This window comes from Streptomyces klenkii (assembly GCF_003626645.1).
GTDB classification, from domain to species: domain Bacteria; phylum Actinomycetota; class Actinomycetes; order Streptomycetales; family Streptomycetaceae; genus Streptomyces; species Streptomyces klenkii.
This window is the reverse complement of the sequence record NZ_RBAM01000013.1, coordinates 23,335-37,946: the sequence shown is the minus strand read 5'-3', so window position 1 is coordinate 37,946 and position 14,612 is coordinate 23,335. Positions and strand designations below refer to the sequence as shown.

Below are 14,612 nucleotides of genomic sequence, written 5' to 3'. Positions count from 1 at the left end.
GCGACGGTGCTCACATGCTTGCGGCAGCGCAAGCACCCGCCGCGATGCGCGCGGCCACGATGGCGAGGGTCCGGCGGAATCCGGACGGCGGCTCGGTCGCCTACGGCTCCGGGCCGCCCGGTGGGCCTACCGCCACCGCGGCCGCAGCGGGCCGGAGCCGCCCTCCTCCAGGCGGCGGTCCAAGGCCGCCAGGACCGCCTCGTGGTGAGCCAAGGACTCCGCCGCGCGTTCCAGGGAGCGCGCGGCCGTCTCGGCGCGGTCCGCGTGGGCGACCATCCGCTTGCGCAGCGCGGCGCCCTCCGCCCCCAGCGACGCCACCTCCTCCGCGCTCGACCGCAGCCGGGCCGCCTGCTCCCGCAGCGAGGCGGCCTGCGCCCGGACGGGCTGTGACCAGGGCGCGTGCTCCGCGCCCCCGCCCATCACCGGATCCCCCCGGGCCGCAGCATCCGCCAGGGCGCGAACGCGTTGCGCACCCCCCGCAACGCCGGGGCCAGCTCCGGGTGGTGGCGCAGGAGCACGTCGGCCATGCCGGTGCGGTCGATCCACTCCATGCCCTCGGCGGTGTAGATCCCGGGGCGGTAGTCCCGGGTGAAGAAGCGGTCGCTCTTCAGCCGCCGGGAGGCCATCAGGGCGAACAGCCGGAACGCCGTGTCGCTGAACGCGAACCCCCGCGGCCGCCGTTCGGCGTACATGCCGACCATGGTGTCGACGCGGTCGAGCCGCCCGTCGTAGACCTCGCGCAGCTCCGCGGCGAGCCCCACGTCACCGCCGGTCAGCTCCTCGAAGCCGGAGACGGGCGGGCGGTGCAGCGCGGCCCGGAAGGCGGTGTAGCGGGGCACGCCCCGCTCGCGGTCGCGCAGCACGTCGACCGCGCCGACGTCGACGTGCTCGCCGGAGATCCGGACGAGGTCGCGCAGGCAGTCGGGGTGGTTGTGCAGGGTGATGTCGCCGGGGTTCATGATGCCGAAGGAGTACAGCAGGTCGGAGACGCCGTACTTGTCCACCGCGGGCCGCGTGGCCAGGGCCTGGAGCTCGTCGAAGCCGGTCCGCTCGACGAGCGCGCCCGTGCGGTGCGAGTGGACGGCGTACTCGTCGCGGATCAGCGGATGCATCCGGTACGCGGAGACGAACTCCTCCGTCATCGAGTACGGCGCGGCGTGGTGGTCGGTGGGGGAGCCGGGGATGCCGAACAGCATCTCGCCGCTGCCGAACCGGCCGGTGCGGCGCCGCACCCGCGCGGGCAGGACCCCGTACCAGTTCATGTGCATGGCCGCCCGCGTGACCGGGTGGGCGATGATCCCCGGGGTCCACTCGACCGTATGGATCTTGGCCATGACGGCGGTGTTGACGAGCCGGGCCGTCTGGAAGAGCCGTTCGTCGCCCCAGGTGGGGTGGGCGGCGGCGATCCGGTCGCAGATCGCGTTGTGCTCCTTGGCGAAGAGCGTGTGCAGCAGGGACAGCCCGACCCAGTAGTTGTCGTTGAAGCCGGTGAGGTCGATGCCGGACAGCCCGGGCGCGGTCTCGTCGGGCAGCCGCCCGCCGGCCAGGGCGAGCTTCCCGCGCTCGCCCGTGCGCAGGGCGCGGCACCGCTCCTCGCTCGACCCGTAGAGCTGGGAGCCGTCCCACCAGTGGCTGACGGTGTTCTCGTACGTGGGCGGCCGGGTGGTGTCCGTGCGGGGGACGGGGTCGGGGCGGGAGCGGCGCACGAGCATCGGGCACTGCGGCCAGTCGTCGTCCGCGCCGAGCGGCACGTCGAGCGGCCGGTCGGCGCGGTTGTCGCCGTGGCTGAACCAGCCGTGGTTCTGGAACTGGATCCACGCCGCGGCCAGCAGGTTCAGCCCGGTCGCCGGGCGGAAGCCGGAGCGGCGGCGCAGCAGCTGCCGGCTGACCTCGCGGGGGCTGGGCGAGAGCAGCCCGTCGTCCTCGGGCTCGGGGTACGTCTCGGGCAGCGCACAGTTGCGGTCGAAGCGGGTGCCCGCCCGGCCCATGTCGGCGTCGCCGGGGTCGTTGCCCGAGCCGTCGTAGCTGCGGTGGGGGAGGAGTTCGGCGACGGGCGTGCGGGGACGCTCCCCGCCGGCCCCGTAGGTGTCGTACAGATTGTGCGTCCGCAGCACTTGCCGCTGTCTTCTGAGGTCCAGCAGCGCGAGGGGGAAGGGGAGGTCGTGCCACTCGCGGCGGCGCGGTACCGGCGTCATCGACAGTCTCCGTGAGGGTTGCGGCGGGTGGTGCGTAAGGAGTTCCGTGTGCTCGGGCGCACCGGCCTAGCCGCCCGGGAGGCGGTGGACGGCGGTCTTTCCGGGCCGGCCCCGGTAGGCGGCGAGCAGCTCGTCCACCCGGTCGCGGGCCTCGGGGGCGCTCTTGTCGAGGCTCTGCGCGTACGCCTCCGCGCCGAGGCACAGCGGGAGGTCGTACGAGGGATCCGTCCAGGCGAGCTCCAGCCGGTCCGGGGACGGGCACGGCGGCGGGGGCAGGGCCGGGACCGGGCTGCGGCCCTCCAGACGGGGCATCAGGTCGTGCTCTTCGGCCAGCCCGGCGACGCGGGCGCGGGGCGCGGGCAGCCGCCCGGAGCCGGTGGGCGAGCCGACGGTGACGACGTGCGTGACGGCCCGGCCGGTCCGCCCCGGGCCGCCGGCCAGGTGCAGGGCCGTCACACCGCCCAGGCCGTGCCCGACGAGCGCGACCGGCATCCCGTCGGGCACGGTGCGGCGGAGGGCGTGGCGGGCGGCCAGCGTGTACGGGGAGCCGCCGCAGCCGAGTGCGGCGACGGCCGCGACCAACCCCTCCGGGGAGGCGGTGCGCGGCAGGACGAACTCCGGTCCGGGCAGGAGCACCAGGCACCGGGTGGTGCCGTCCGGGCCCGTGACCTGCCGGGTGAGCATCCTGCCCGGGCCCAGGGCAGCCAGGTTGCGCAGGTGGGCGCAGATGCCGCCGTCCTCGTCCAGGCCGTCCGGGAACACGCCGTCCGGCGGCTCCGCGAGGGAGCCCGCGCCGGGGGAGCGGCGGGGCCGGGGGACGGGCGGGGGAGCGCTCTGCACGCGGGTGCCCGTGACGGTGTGCCAGGCCGCCGCGTCGTTGAAGGGGTTGCCGTCGGCCAGGGCGTCCCACGCCGTCACCTCTTCCCACGCCGGGGCGAGCGCGGCCAGGGCGTGCCCGGCGCTGCGGACGCGGACGTCCTCCCGGAGGATGCGCAGGGCCAGGGCGGGCAGGCCCGCTTCGACGGCCACGAGCATCCGCCGGACCGGGCTCTCGGCCCCGTACTCGGCGTGCCGGGTCGCGCACAGCCGGATCCGCAGCCGCAGCGCGGTGGCCGCGAGGTCGCCGGCCAGGCTCCCGCGGCGGGCGGCCACGCCGGCCAGCCGGGCGGCGTGCCCGGCCCGCCCGCCGTCCGGGGCGTGGCCGAGCCCGGCGGGCTCGGTGAGGCCGCGGGCCAGGGCGCCCGCCGCCCGCAGGCCGCTGCGGGGCGAGCGGCCGAGCGAGGCGAGCAGCGCGGGGTCGCTCGCGACGGCCGTGACCGCCCGCCCCGCCGCCCGGACCGCTCCGGCGGCCTCGGCCAGCTCGCGGGCCACGGCGGTGAGCCGGGCCGCGGCCGCCGCGTCCTGCGGGCCGGCCCCTGTGGTGTCCCGGGGGCCCGGGGTGCTTGCTGCCGTCATGCGTCCTCCTCCGGCGTGCGGGACTGCGCGGCCCGGGCCTTCGCCGTGCTGGCCTCCGGCGCCCGGGGGCCGCGGATCCCGATCCGCAGCCGCGAGGCGTCGAAGGTGTGCGGGAGCGGCCGGCCGGGGCCGAGCCGGACCCCCGCGACGGCGAGCTCGCCGCCGCGCAGCAGTTCGGCGACGAACCCGGTGGCCAGCTGGAGCGCCAGCTCCATGCCGCTGCACTGGGCCTCGCCACGGCCGAACGGGCCGACCGCCCAGTCGCGCTCCGCGGTGCCGTCCAGCCACTTCTCGGGCGCGAACCGGTGGGCGTAGTCGAGGCGTTCGCCGTCGCGGGCGTGGAAGGCGACCGGCACGACGACGCCGACCCCGCCCGGCGCGACGGCGTCCCGCCAGCGGGTCTCGCTCGTGGTCCGGCGCGTCAGGCCCGCGACCGGGGGCCACAGCCGGGCCGCCTCCTGCACGCAGGCGCGCAGGTAGGGCATGCCGAGGAAGCCGGGGACGGTGCGCGGGCCGTGGGTGCGGTCCGCCGCCCGGATCTCCTCCATGACGCGCTCGTGGTGGCGCGGGTGCGTGGCGAGCAGGGCGAGCGTCTGCGCCGTCACCGAGCTCAGCGAGCCGAGGGCCATGAACCAGTGGCTGACCTGGCACTCCGGGGCGGTCTCGGGGCCCCGGGGCGCGGCCGCGAACAGCCCGGCCAGGCTGCGCGGATCCGCCTCGTACAGATATCTCGCCTGGCGCTGCATCATTTTGCGGCGCAGTCGGCGGGCGCGGCCGGCGCGCCAGCGGCGGGCCCCCATCCAGTTGGCCTCGGCGAGGAGTTCGCCGAGCAGCCGGGAGAACTCCACGTCGTCGGCGGCCGCCTCGCCCAGGAAGCAGCGCCGCCCCACGCGCTCGAAGCTCTCCCGCAGGGCCTCGGCGCGCAGCCCGGCCACGGCTCCGGGGCCCAGCAGGGCGGCGGCCTCCTCCCCGGCGACGCGCAGGAAGCGGTCCGCGAGCCGGTGCACCGGGCAGCCGGCGTCCAGGACCGCGTCGTTGAACATCCGGCGCACGATGCGCTGCCGGCCGTGCGAGGCCACGAGGGTCTCGGGCTGGACGGGCGCGAACCCGCTCACCTTCTCCCAGGTGTCGACCGCGTAGACCTCGGCCGGGCCGGACAGCACCTGCCGGGCGTCGTCGGCGTCGAGCACGAGCAGGGCGGGGCCGGCGGCGCCGCGCACCATGACCGGGCCGCGGCCGTGCCGCCGCCGCAGCCGGCGCATGGCCTCCGGGGCGCGGCGGGCGGTGTCCGCGCGCGCGACGAGCGCGGCGATCCGGGGCCGGGACCGGAAGGCGCCCTTGAGGTAGTTGGGGAGGAAATAGACGAGGGTGAGCCGGAGGTTCTCTCCCGCGGATGCGGCGGGCAGTGCCGTCCCCCGGCCCGTGCCGACCCCGGGCGCGATCGTCATGCGTCGGACCTCATGAGGTTGAAGTGATCAGTGAGAGGGGAGCATTGCCACTTCAGGTCCGGCGGAGTCATCAGGTAGGAAGATCACCCGAGTTTTCATCCCCAGGGGTGAAAAGGGTGATTGAGGTTGCCGCTGGTGCCGCGCCCTTACCCCTTGCTCGTGCCCTTGCCAATGCCGTTGCTGCCGCCGGTGGCCGTCCCGGCTGGACGGCCACGGCGACGACAACGGCAAGGGGCAGGAGCGGTGGAGAACCGCAGAACGGCGAAATCCAGCCTTCTTCAGGGCGGGGGGCGGTCAGCGCCGTGACCTCGCCATCCCCATGCGTGCCAGGGCGAGGGCCACCAGGCATGCCACCGCTCCGACGATGACATTGCTGACGACGGCGGCCGTGGCGAACGCGTGACCGGAGACGACCCAGGGCGAAATGATCGTCCAGGCGCCGAGGCAGAGGGCTGCCCAGCTCATCGCGTGGGTGCGCTCATAGGCGGGGCCGAAACCGCCGACCAGGCATGCGAAGGCCGCACCCACGATCAGATTGTGGATGGCAAGGGTGGAGGCGCCGCTGAAGCCCACAATCCATGGTGAAGCGGCCAGGTAGACGCCGCAGAGGAGAGCGAGTGCCTCAACGGCCTGGGCGACGGGGGTGCTCGTCGCCGCTTCGGAGTGGGCGCGGAGCGCCAGGATGTCCGGGTGCTGGTCTATCCGGGGCGACGTAGGGGCGGTCACGTCAGCCACCTTCTTTCAGTGTCAGGTCTGACCTGCCTGCATTTTAACCTGATTGGCGGCATTTTCACCTGAATGGGGGTCGTTATATCTGGCGATTTCCCCTGTGTTGGGACCTGGTTTCGCCCCGTCACCCTGGGGGAACCCGGGCAGTCGGTTTCCGGGGGTTCGGCGATGCGAGGAGGCGGCCGTGGAACAGCTCAAGGGACAGGGCGAGCGGATGCAGCACCGGGGCGAGACCCGGGAGGAGGCCGCGCGGACCCGCCGTTCGGTCCAGAGCGAGACCCCGGACCGTACCGGCGAGGACCCCGACGCCGAGTCGCACATCATCCGCGGCCTCGACTGACTCCGGGACCGGTTGACCCTGGGACCGGTTAGCTCCGGGGCCGATCGGCGACGAGCACGGGGCAGGCCGCCCGCGGCCGTGACGCGCGGCGGCCCCTGCCCGTACGGGCACGCCCAGCCGTCCCCGTACGGGCGCGCTCAGCCCCGTACGGGCACGAACCGCACCGGCGTGCCGGGCACGGCCTGGGCCGCGGCGGCCAGTTCCGCCTCGGGGACCACACCCACGACGGGGTAGCCGCCGGTCGTCGGGTGGTCGGCCAGGAAGACGACCGGGCAGCCGTCCGGGGGGACTTGGACGGCTCCCAGGACCATGCCCTCGCTCGGGAGCTCGCCGTCCGTGGCGCGCTCCAGGGCCGGCCCCTCGGTCCGCAGGCCGATCCGGTTGCTCGCGGCCGCCACCCGGAAGGCGCCGCGGGCCAGGGTGCGCAGCGCGGCGGGAGTGAACCAGTCGTCGCGCGGGCCGAGCACGACCGGGAGCACCAGCCCGCCGACGGGCGGGCCCGCCCACGGGACGGCGTCGGCGTGCGCGGGCGGCCCGCAGGGCGCGCCGAGCGGCAGGACCGCACCCGCGGCGAGCGGCTCCGGCCCGAGGCCCGACAGCAGGTCGCGGGAGCGGCTGCCGAGGACGGGCGGCACGGCGAGGCCGCCCGCGAACGCCACGTAACTGCGCAGCCCCCCGGCTGCCCGGCCCACGTCCAGCACGGCGCCCGCTGGCACCCGCACCGCGGCCCCCCACGCCACGGGGCGGCCGTCGACCCGCACCGGGCAGGGCGCGCCGGTCACGACCGCGGTCACGGCCGTACCGGCGCGCACGGCGCAGCCGTCGACGGTGGTCTCCAGCGTGGCGTGGCCCGCGGGGTTGCCGGCGAGGCGGTTGGCGAGCTCGTGCGCGGGCCGGTCCAGGGCGCCGGAGCGGCCGACGCCCAGGTGCGCGTGGCCGGGCCGGCCGAGGTCCTGCACGGTCGTCAGGGCGCCGGGCCGGACGACGGTCAGGGCGGGCGGGCCGGCGGCCGTTCCGGTCGTACGGTCGTCCGTTTCGGACATGGGGCCGTCCGTTCCGGACCCGGTCATGCGCTCACCTCGAAACGTACGCGGGTGCCGGGAGCCAGCAGCGCCGCCGGTTCCCGCGCCGCGTCCCACAGGACCGCGTCCGTACGGCCGATGAGCTGCCAGCCGCCGGGGGAGGAGCGGGGGTAGACGCCCGTGTACGGGCCGGCCAGGCCGACCGCGCCCGCGGGCACGGCGGTGCGGGGCGTGGCCCGGCGCGGCACGTGCAGGTGCGCCGGGAGGCCGGTCAGATAGCCGAAGCCGGGGGCGAAGCCGCAGAAGGCGACGCGGAATTCGAGGCCGGAGTGGATTCCCGCGACCTCGTCCGCGGCGACCCCCCACAGGGCGGCGACCTCGGCGAGGTCGGCCCCGTCGTAGCGGACCGGCAGGACGACGGGGGTGCCGCCGGAGGCCGCGAGCGGCGGCACGTCCCAGCGCACGATGTCGGCGGCGAGGGCCTGCGGGTCGGCGAGCCCGTCGAGGAGGACGGTGCGCGCCGCGGGCACGATCTCGGTGACGGCCGGCAGGGTCCCGGCGGCCCGGCGGCGCAGCAGCTCGGCGTGGAGTGCCTGGGCCTCCTCGCCGCCGGCGACCTCGACGAGCAGGGCGTGCGGGCCGACGCGCAGGGGCCGGCGGGGCGGGGCGCCGACGGGGTGCGCGGTCACGCGAAGGCCTCCAGGCGGACGCCCGCGGCCTCCAGCGCGGCGCGCACCCTGCGGGCGAGGTCCGCGGCGCCCGGCGTGTCCCCGTGCAGGCACAGGGAGCGGGCCTGCACGGCGACCTCCTCGCCCGTCAGGGCCGTCACGGCGGCCTCCCGGGCCATCCGTACGGAGCGGGCGACGACGGCGTCCGGGTCGAGGACGACCGCGCCGGGTGTCCGGCGCGGCACGAGCGCGCCCGCGGCTGTGTACGCGCGGTCGGCGAACGCCTCGCCGACCACCGGCAGTCCGGCCCGCGCGGCGGCCTCGTGCAGCCGGGAGCCCGGCAGGCCCAGGACGGGCAGGGCCCCGCCGGCGCGCAGCACCCCGGCGACGACGGCAGCGGCCTGCTCCGCGTCGGTGACCGTGCGGTTGTAGAGCGCGCCGTGCGGCTTGACGTAGGCGACGTCGGCGCCGGCCGCCCGCGCGAAGACGCGCAGCGCGCCGATCTGATAGGTGATCTCGTCGGCGAGCTCGTCCGGGGGCACGTCCATGGCGCGGCGCCCGAAGCCGGCCAGGTCGCGGTAGGAGACCTGGGCGCCGATGCGCACGCCGCGCTCGGCGGCCCGCTCGCAGACCCGCCGCATCGTGGACGGGTCGCCGGCGTGGAAGCCGCAGGCGACGTTCGCGCTGGTCACGACCGACAGCAGGGCGTCGTCGTCGGTCAGGCGCCAGCGCCCGAAGCCCTCCCCGAGGTCGGCGTTGAGGTCGAGCACGGCCGTGCCGTGGGCGTTCATGCGTTCTCCCCTTCCCGTTCCCGCTCGCGCAGAGCGCCCAGGATGAGCTCCAGGGCGTCGTCCAGATAGGTGGTCAGCTCGCTCTCCGCGCGGGCGTACTCGCCGTCCGCCAGGAGCTTCGCCAAGGCGCGGTTGCGCGCGAGGAAGGGCTCGTGGAAGCGGCGCGGCGAGGGCATCGCGTGGAAGGCCAGGCGCAGTTCGGCCATCAGCCGGTCCATCGCGGCGTCGATGCGCGGGCTGCCGGACAGGGCGGCGAGCGCCCGGTGGAAGCGCAGGTCGGCCGAGCCGACCTCCTGCCAGTCGCCCCCGGCGGCGGCACGCCCGGCCTCCTCCACCGCCGCGGTCACGGCCTCGCGCAGCGGCCGCCCGGCCCCCGCGGCGGCCCGCACGCCGGCGCACTCCAGGGCCGCGCGGACGCGGTAGATGTCGGTGACGTCGGCGGGGTCGACGACGCGGACGAAGACGCCGCGGTTGAGCCGGTGCACGACCAGGCTCTCGTGGATAAGCAGCCGGAACGCCTCGCGCAGGGTGTTGCGCGAGACCCCGAGGTCCCGGCCGAGGGCCTCTTCCGAGAGCCGGGTGCCGGGCGGCAGGCCGCCGCCCTCGATGCGGTCGCGGAGCACGCCGGCGACGCGCTGTGCGGTGGACAGGGCCATCGTCATCCCCAATGCCTGCTGAGAACCCAAAGCCTATTGAGAATTGTTGAACAATATCTTAGCCTCCTCGCCAATCCCCTCACCCGATCGAGTGAGGGTCGTCCGGGATCCCGGAAGGCGGAGCCCATGATCGTTCTCCTGGGCGTCCTCGTGGTCGTGCTCGGCTTCGCCACGAGACGCAACCCCCTGCTGGTCGTCGGCGCCGCCGGCATCGTCACGGGCCTCCTCGGCGGCCTCTCCCTCCAGCGCGTCCTGGCCGCCTTCGGCACCGGGTTCGCCTCCAGCCGCTCGGTGACGATCTTCGTGATCACGCTGCCCGTCATCGGCCTGCTCGAACACCACGGCCTCCAGGAACAGGCCCGCCGCCTGATCACCCGCTTCGCCGGGCTCACCGCGGGCCGCTTCCTCGCGCTCTACCTCCTGCTGCGCCAGATGGCCGCCGCCGTCGGCCTCAACAACGTCTTCGGGCACGCCCAGACCGTGCGGCCGCTCGCCGCGCCCATGGCCGAGGGCGCCGCCGAGCGCCGGCACGGGCCGCTGAGCGAGAAGGCCCGCGAGAAGGTGCGCTCGTTCGCGGCGAGCGCGGACAACGTCGGGCTGTTCTTCGGCGAGGACGTCTTCCTGGCGGTCGGCTCGATCCTGCTGATCACCGGCTTCGTCAACACCACGTACCACACGCACCTCGAACCGCTCCAGCTCGCGCTGTGGGCCGTGCCCACGGCCCTGTGCGCGCTCGCCGTCCACGGCTGGCGGCTGCTGCGGCTCGACCGGCAACTGCCCGGGGCGGACCCCGGGCCCGGCCGCACCGCCGAACTCGGGGAGACCGTCAAGTGATCAAGGCGGAGTGGTTCTACTGGCTGGTCGGCGGCATCTTCCTGGTGATGGCCGCGCAGATGCTCACCGACCGCACCAACCCCAAGCGCGTCGGCACCGCCGCCTTCTGGGGCCTGCTCGGGCTCGGCTTCATCTACGGCACCTGGGTCGCCGACAAGTCCGCCCCCGCCGAACCCCTGGGCGCGGCCGTCCTCGTCATGGTCTGCCTCGCGGGCTTCGGCTTCACCGGGCGCGGCAAGGGCACCGCCGCCACGCCCGAGCAGCGGGAGGCGCGCGCACAGCGGTGGGGGAACCGCCTGTTCGTGCCCGCCCTCACCATCCCCGTTGTCGCCCTCATCTGCGCGGTCGGCGTCAAGAAGCTCTCCCTGGACGGCGAACCCGTCCTCCAGAAGGGCAGCGAGACCATCCTCGGCCTGGGCATCGGAGCCGTCGTCGCCCTCGTCGCCGGCATGGTGATGCTGCGCGAGAAGCGGCTTTCGACGCCCGTGCACGCCGGGCGTTCCATGCTGGAGTCGATGGGCTGGGCGATGCTGCTGCCCCAGCTCCTCGCCACGCTCGGCAGCATCTTCTCCGTCGCCGGCGTCGGTGACCAGGTCCGCCGGATCGCCACCGCCGTGCTGCCCGACGGCTCGCTCTTCGCCGCCGTCGCCGTCTACTGCGTCGGCATGTTCCTCTTCACCGTCGTCATGGGGAACGGCTTCGCCGCCTTCCCCGTCATGACCGCGGCCGTCGGCTGGCCCGTCCTCGTCGTCCAGGAGGGCGGCAACGCCCCGGCCGTCCTGGCCATCGGCATGCTCGCCGGCTTCTGCGGCACGCTGGTGACGCCCATGGCCGCCAACTACAACATCGTCCCGGCCGCGCTCCTCGAACTGAAGGACCAGTACGGGCCCATCAAGGCCCAGATGCCGACGGCCCTCGCCCTGCTCGGCTGCAACATCGTCATCATGTACGCCTTCGCCGTCTGACGGCCCGCCGGGAGGGAACCAGCCGTGACCCGTGTCCTGCTCACCGGATTCGAGCCCTTCGGAGGGGAGGGGGTGAACCCCTCCTGGGAGGCCGTCCGCGCGGCCGCCGCGCGGGGCGCCGACGGGCTCGTCCTCTCCACCGCACAACTGCCCTGCGCCTTCGGCACCGCCCTCGACGCCCTCCGGGAGGCCGTCGACCGCACCGCGCCGGACCTCGTCCTCTGCGTGGGGCAGGCGGGCGGCCGCCCCGACATCACCGTCGAACGCGTCGCCGTCAACGTCGACGACGCCCGCATCCCCGACAACGCGGGCGCGCAGCCCGTCGACGAGCCCGTCGTCCCCGGCGGGCCCGCCGCCTACTTCGCGACCCTGCCCGTCAAGGCGTGCGTCGCGGCCGTGCGCGAGGCCGGGCTGCCCGCGTCGGTCTCCCAGACCGCCGGCACGTTCGTCTGCAACCACGTCTTCTACGGCCTGATGCACCTCGCCGCGACCGAACGGCCCGGCCTGCGGGGCGGATTCGTGCACGTCCCCTACGCGCCCGCACAGGTCACCGACCGGGCCCTGCCCTCGCTGCCCGTCCCCGCCACCGCGGAAGCACTCTGTGTGATCGCCGTCACCGCCGCGGGGCGCACCACGGACATCCGTGCGGAAGGCGGAGCCACACACTAGGGGCGTGCCGGACATTCCGCCCGTGCCGTTTCGTCCGTTGTCGGTGTGACCGCCTACTCTGTGCGACGTGACTTCTCCAGCCCCGGCGGCCGCTCCGCCCCAGCTCAACGGGCCGTCGCGGCCGGCCCCGGGCCCGGCCGCCGACGAGGGCCTGGCCCGCCGCCTGCGCGCGCTCGCCTGCACGGCGCCGCTGCACGACCTGGACGCGCGCAAGGCCAACCTCGCGGGCGAGTACGGCGTCTACGCCATGGCGGAGGTGGCGCTCTCCGCCATCGACCTGGTCACGCTCAACATGGACTTCGACACCGGCGCCGACCACGAGCAGATAGTGGCCCGGCTGCAGCCGCGCGTCGCCGCCCAGGCGCCGGAGCGGCCGCAGGCCGAGCACGAGCGGGTGGCCCGCTGGGTCCTGGAGAACCTCATCAACGTCGGCAGCGTCGACCGCGGCTTCCGCGCCGTCTACGGCACCTTCGGGGCCGACGGGGTCTACGTCCGGCGCGACTACGACTTCAAGCTCGTCGAGGAGGTGCCCGGCCCCGGCGGCACGGTCTTCCTGCGCACCACCGACGAAGCCGTCAACGTCCTCGTCGGCGCCCTCGACACCGACGTCACCAGCGCGCAGATCGCCGCCGAGGTGAAGCTGGAGGTCCTCATCAGCCGGGGCCGGCTCGCCGACGCCCAGCTCGCCGCGGAGCAGGCCCGCTACCGCACCGTGCAGTACGCCGAGACCCTCCGCAAGACCCTCGACGCCACCCGGCGCAACGTCCGCGCCGTCGACTGGCTGCAAGCCGTCCCCGACATGATCGCCGAAGCGCTCGACCACGTCGCCGACCGCTACCGCCACGAGAACGCGATCCTCACCAACATCCGCAAGGCGCGCGACGAGGCCGAGGGCGCCGAGCACAAGCGGCGCGCCGCCGAGCTCGTCGACATCGTCAAGGACTGCATCCGCCGCCACACCCAGCTCCAGTCCCGGCTCCTGGAGGCCGGGCCCCTCTTCCGCGCCGAGCAGGACCGCCAGGCGTTCGCCGTCTCCTCCGGCCGGGCCGGGCTCGACCTCTACGGACAGCTCCTCGCCCCCGTCCTCCCCCTGCCGCTCGAGGCGGCCGGGCGCGTCACCGACGCCTTCTTCGCCCACGGCACGGGGCTGCGCACGCCCGTCTCCGTGCGCGTCGCCGACCTCGTCGACATACTCCTGAGCCCGCCCGCCGAGCGGGAGCACCTCGGCGCGGAGATGCCCGAGCCGGACCTCATCGCCACGCCCGACGACAGCCGCTTCAGCGAGGAGCAGCTCGCGAGCGCCATGGAGCTGCTCACCCTGCCGCCCGACGCGCCGCGCCGCCTCTCCGGGCTCCTCGCCGACGCCCGCCGCCGCGACCCCGAACTGCCCTACCTCCTCGCCCTCCTCGCCGTCCACGCCGCGAGCCCCGCGGTCGGCACGGCCTACCGCCAGGGCGAGCAGTCCCTCCTCTTCGCCGTCGACGACGGCACGGTCCTCGACGACCCCGAATTCGGCGGCGCCGACCTCATCGTCGGCACGGCGCTCCTCGACGCGGCGGGCATGGCCGCGGACCGGGCGGAGGCGTCATGACGGGGCGCCTGCGGCATGCGGCCCGGATTTCTGCCCGGCCCGACATTGCGGCTCGCCCGCGGGCGACGACGACGGCTTGCGGCCGTCCCGGCACCGCCGGGCCGCACCGTACGTCTCCTCGCCGTTGCGGCGGAAAAGAAGGCACCGGGAGCCGTCCCGGCACGGAGAGCCCCGCGGCTGCAACGGTCGACCACGCGTTCCCGGGAAGCCGGGCTTGCCCTTCCGCCGCGACGGCGACCGGCCGCGACGGCGCATTCCGGCGGTGCCGAACCCACCGCACGACCTCTTCCGCAGGAGAAGCACACCGTGACTGAGTACGACGCCGAGGCCCCGGCCGACGAGCCCGGCACGGGCGGACCCGAGAGCGGCGAACCCCGAGCGGCGAGCGGCCCCGGTGCCGTGACCCCCGCGGACGCGGCCGACGCGGCGCGGCTCATCGCCTTCGGCTTGCAGCCCAAGCTCGCGCCCGCGCGGGACGCCGAGTACACCGAGCTGCTGCGCCGCCACCGCGACGACCCCGCGTTCGCCCGCCTCGCGGACGCCGTCGCGGCCGGCCTCGGCCTGATCGTCCTGGAGGTGTCCACCCGCGCCGGCATGGCCGTGACCGCCGCGGAGGACTCCGTCTTCGCCGTGCGCATGGGCGACTACGCCCGCCGCGCCACCGTCGACTCCGGCGACCGCTTCCTGCACGGCCTCGCCCACCTCGCGGTCGCCGCCCTGGCCTTCCCGCGCCCGGAGGACCTCGCCGACGACGGCTACATCGGCCGGATCACCGTCAACGGCGTGGACACGTTCGTCCGGCAGGCCTGCCGCCGCCTGGAGGAGCGCTCCGCCGCGCAGGGCGAGAACACCGACCCGACGACGGACGCCCCCGGCCTGGAGGCCGCCTGGCGGGTCTACGCGCGCCGCAGCGCGACGGGCGCCACCAAGGACGCCCGCCGCCTGGCCGGCTCGACCACGGGCATCATCGCCAAGGCCGTCGCCTTCCTCGTCGACTCCGGTTTCCTCCAGCGCACCGGCGACGACGCCGGCGGCGCGTTCCGCACCACCGCCCGCTACCAGCTCCAGGTCCGCGACATGGCCGGCAGCGCCGCCATGACCGAGCTGCTGGAGCTGGGGGTCGTGCCCGTCGGCGACGGCAGCGCGACGCTCCTGCCGCCGGACGACGCCGACGACCTCGACCTGGTCGCCGACGCCGGCCTGCCGTTCTTCGAGAACCAGCACAGCCAGTCCTCCTGACCACCGTCCC

At 75.4% G+C, this 14,612-nt stretch carries 15 protein-coding genes; 6 read left to right on the top strand and 9 right to left on the bottom strand.

The features are described from left to right. Nucleotides 1–126 precede the first annotated feature (126 nt). From D7231_RS26995 to D7231_RS26975, 5 genes are all read right to left on the bottom strand, one after another. Nucleotides 127–420 (bottom strand): hypothetical protein, encoded by a 294-nt coding sequence (locus tag D7231_RS26995; RefSeq protein ID WP_120758169.1) that lies wholly within the window; start codon nt 418–420, stop codon nt 127–129. Next, nucleotides 420–2,195 (bottom strand): peroxidase family protein, encoded by a 1,776-nt coding sequence (locus D7231_RS26990; protein ID WP_120758168.1) that lies wholly within the window; start codon nt 2,193–2,195, stop codon nt 420–422. Before D7231_RS26990 ends, D7231_RS26995 begins: the two co-directional genes overlap by 1 nt. A gap of 66 nt (nt 2,196–2,261) precedes the next feature. Further along, a complete protein-coding gene (locus tag D7231_RS26985) occupies nt 2,262–3,650 on the bottom strand; it encodes a hypothetical protein (RefSeq protein WP_120758167.1) in 1,389 nt (462 codons plus the stop codon). Continuing rightward, the gene (locus D7231_RS26980; protein WP_120758166.1) at nt 3,647–5,098 is read right to left on the bottom strand and encodes a cytochrome P450; all 1,452 of its coding nucleotides are present in this window, start codon (nt 5,096–5,098) and stop codon (nt 3,647–3,649) included. Before D7231_RS26980 ends, D7231_RS26985 begins: the two co-directional genes overlap by 4 nt. Nucleotides 5,099–5,392: 294 nt before the next feature. Then, the gene (locus tag D7231_RS26975; RefSeq protein WP_120758316.1) at nt 5,393–5,824 is read right to left on the bottom strand and encodes an SPW repeat protein; all 432 of its coding nucleotides are present in this window, start codon (nt 5,822–5,824) and stop codon (nt 5,393–5,395) included. Nucleotides 5,825–6,011: 187 nt separating this feature from the next. Here D7231_RS26975 and D7231_RS36605 point away from each other — a divergent pair, with 187 nt between their 5' ends. Further along, entirely contained in the window at nt 6,012–6,167 is a 156-nt protein-coding gene (locus D7231_RS36605; RefSeq protein ID WP_158673822.1) for a hypothetical protein, read from the top strand. A 137-nt stretch (nt 6,168–6,304) separates the two neighbouring features. Here D7231_RS36605 and D7231_RS26970 read toward each other — a convergent pair whose 3' ends face one another. The 4 genes from D7231_RS26970 to D7231_RS26955 are packed head-to-tail and all read right to left on the bottom strand — an operon-like array spanning nt 6,305 to nt 9,304. Then, nucleotides 6,305–7,210: a 5-oxoprolinase subunit C family protein gene (locus D7231_RS26970; protein ID WP_120758165.1), complete on the bottom strand. Its 906-nt coding sequence runs from the start codon at nt 7,208–7,210 to the stop codon at nt 6,305–6,307. A gap of 23 nt (nt 7,211–7,233) precedes the next feature. Beyond that, nucleotides 7,234–7,878 carry a 5-oxoprolinase subunit B family protein gene (locus tag D7231_RS26965; protein ID WP_120758164.1) on the bottom strand — a complete coding sequence of 215 codons (645 nt, stop codon included), beginning with the start codon at nt 7,876–7,878 and terminating at the stop codon, nt 7,234–7,236. After that, on the bottom strand, nt 7,875–8,648 hold the full coding sequence (locus D7231_RS26960) for a LamB/YcsF family protein (RefSeq protein WP_120758163.1): 774 nt from the start codon (nt 8,646–8,648) through the stop codon (nt 7,875–7,877). The genes D7231_RS26965 and D7231_RS26960 overlap by 4 nt, the downstream gene beginning before the upstream one ends. Beyond that, entirely contained in the window at nt 8,645–9,304 is a 660-nt protein-coding gene (locus D7231_RS26955; RefSeq protein WP_120758315.1) for a GntR family transcriptional regulator, read from the bottom strand. The genes D7231_RS26960 and D7231_RS26955 overlap by 4 nt, the downstream gene beginning before the upstream one ends. A 126-nt stretch (nt 9,305–9,430) precedes the next feature. Here D7231_RS26955 and D7231_RS26950 point away from each other — a divergent pair, with 126 nt between their 5' ends. From D7231_RS26950 to D7231_RS26930, 5 genes are all read left to right on the top strand, one after another. Continuing rightward, nucleotides 9,431–10,138: a DUF969 domain-containing protein gene (locus tag D7231_RS26950; RefSeq protein ID WP_120758162.1), complete on the top strand. Its 708-nt coding sequence runs from the start codon at nt 9,431–9,433 to the stop codon at nt 10,136–10,138. After that, complete coding sequence (locus tag D7231_RS26945; protein WP_120758161.1) at nt 10,135–11,103, top strand: DUF979 domain-containing protein; 969 nt, start codon at nt 10,135–10,137, stop codon at nt 11,101–11,103. Before D7231_RS26950 ends, D7231_RS26945 begins: the two co-directional genes overlap by 4 nt. A gap of 24 nt (nt 11,104–11,127) precedes the next feature. Next, the gene (pcp, locus tag D7231_RS26940) at nt 11,128–11,772 is read left to right on the top strand and encodes a pyroglutamyl-peptidase I (protein ID WP_120758160.1); all 645 of its coding nucleotides are present in this window, start codon (nt 11,128–11,130) and stop codon (nt 11,770–11,772) included. A 67-nt stretch (nt 11,773–11,839) separates the two neighbouring features. After that, nucleotides 11,840–13,363, top strand: a complete 1,524-nt coding sequence (locus tag D7231_RS26935) for a hypothetical protein (RefSeq protein ID WP_120758159.1) — start codon at nt 11,840–11,842, stop codon at nt 13,361–13,363. 306 nt (nt 13,364–13,669) lie between these two features. Beyond that, the gene (locus D7231_RS26930) at nt 13,670–14,602 is read left to right on the top strand and encodes a hypothetical protein (protein WP_120758158.1); all 933 of its coding nucleotides are present in this window, start codon (nt 13,670–13,672) and stop codon (nt 14,600–14,602) included. Nucleotides 14,603–14,612: the final 10 nt, after the last annotated feature.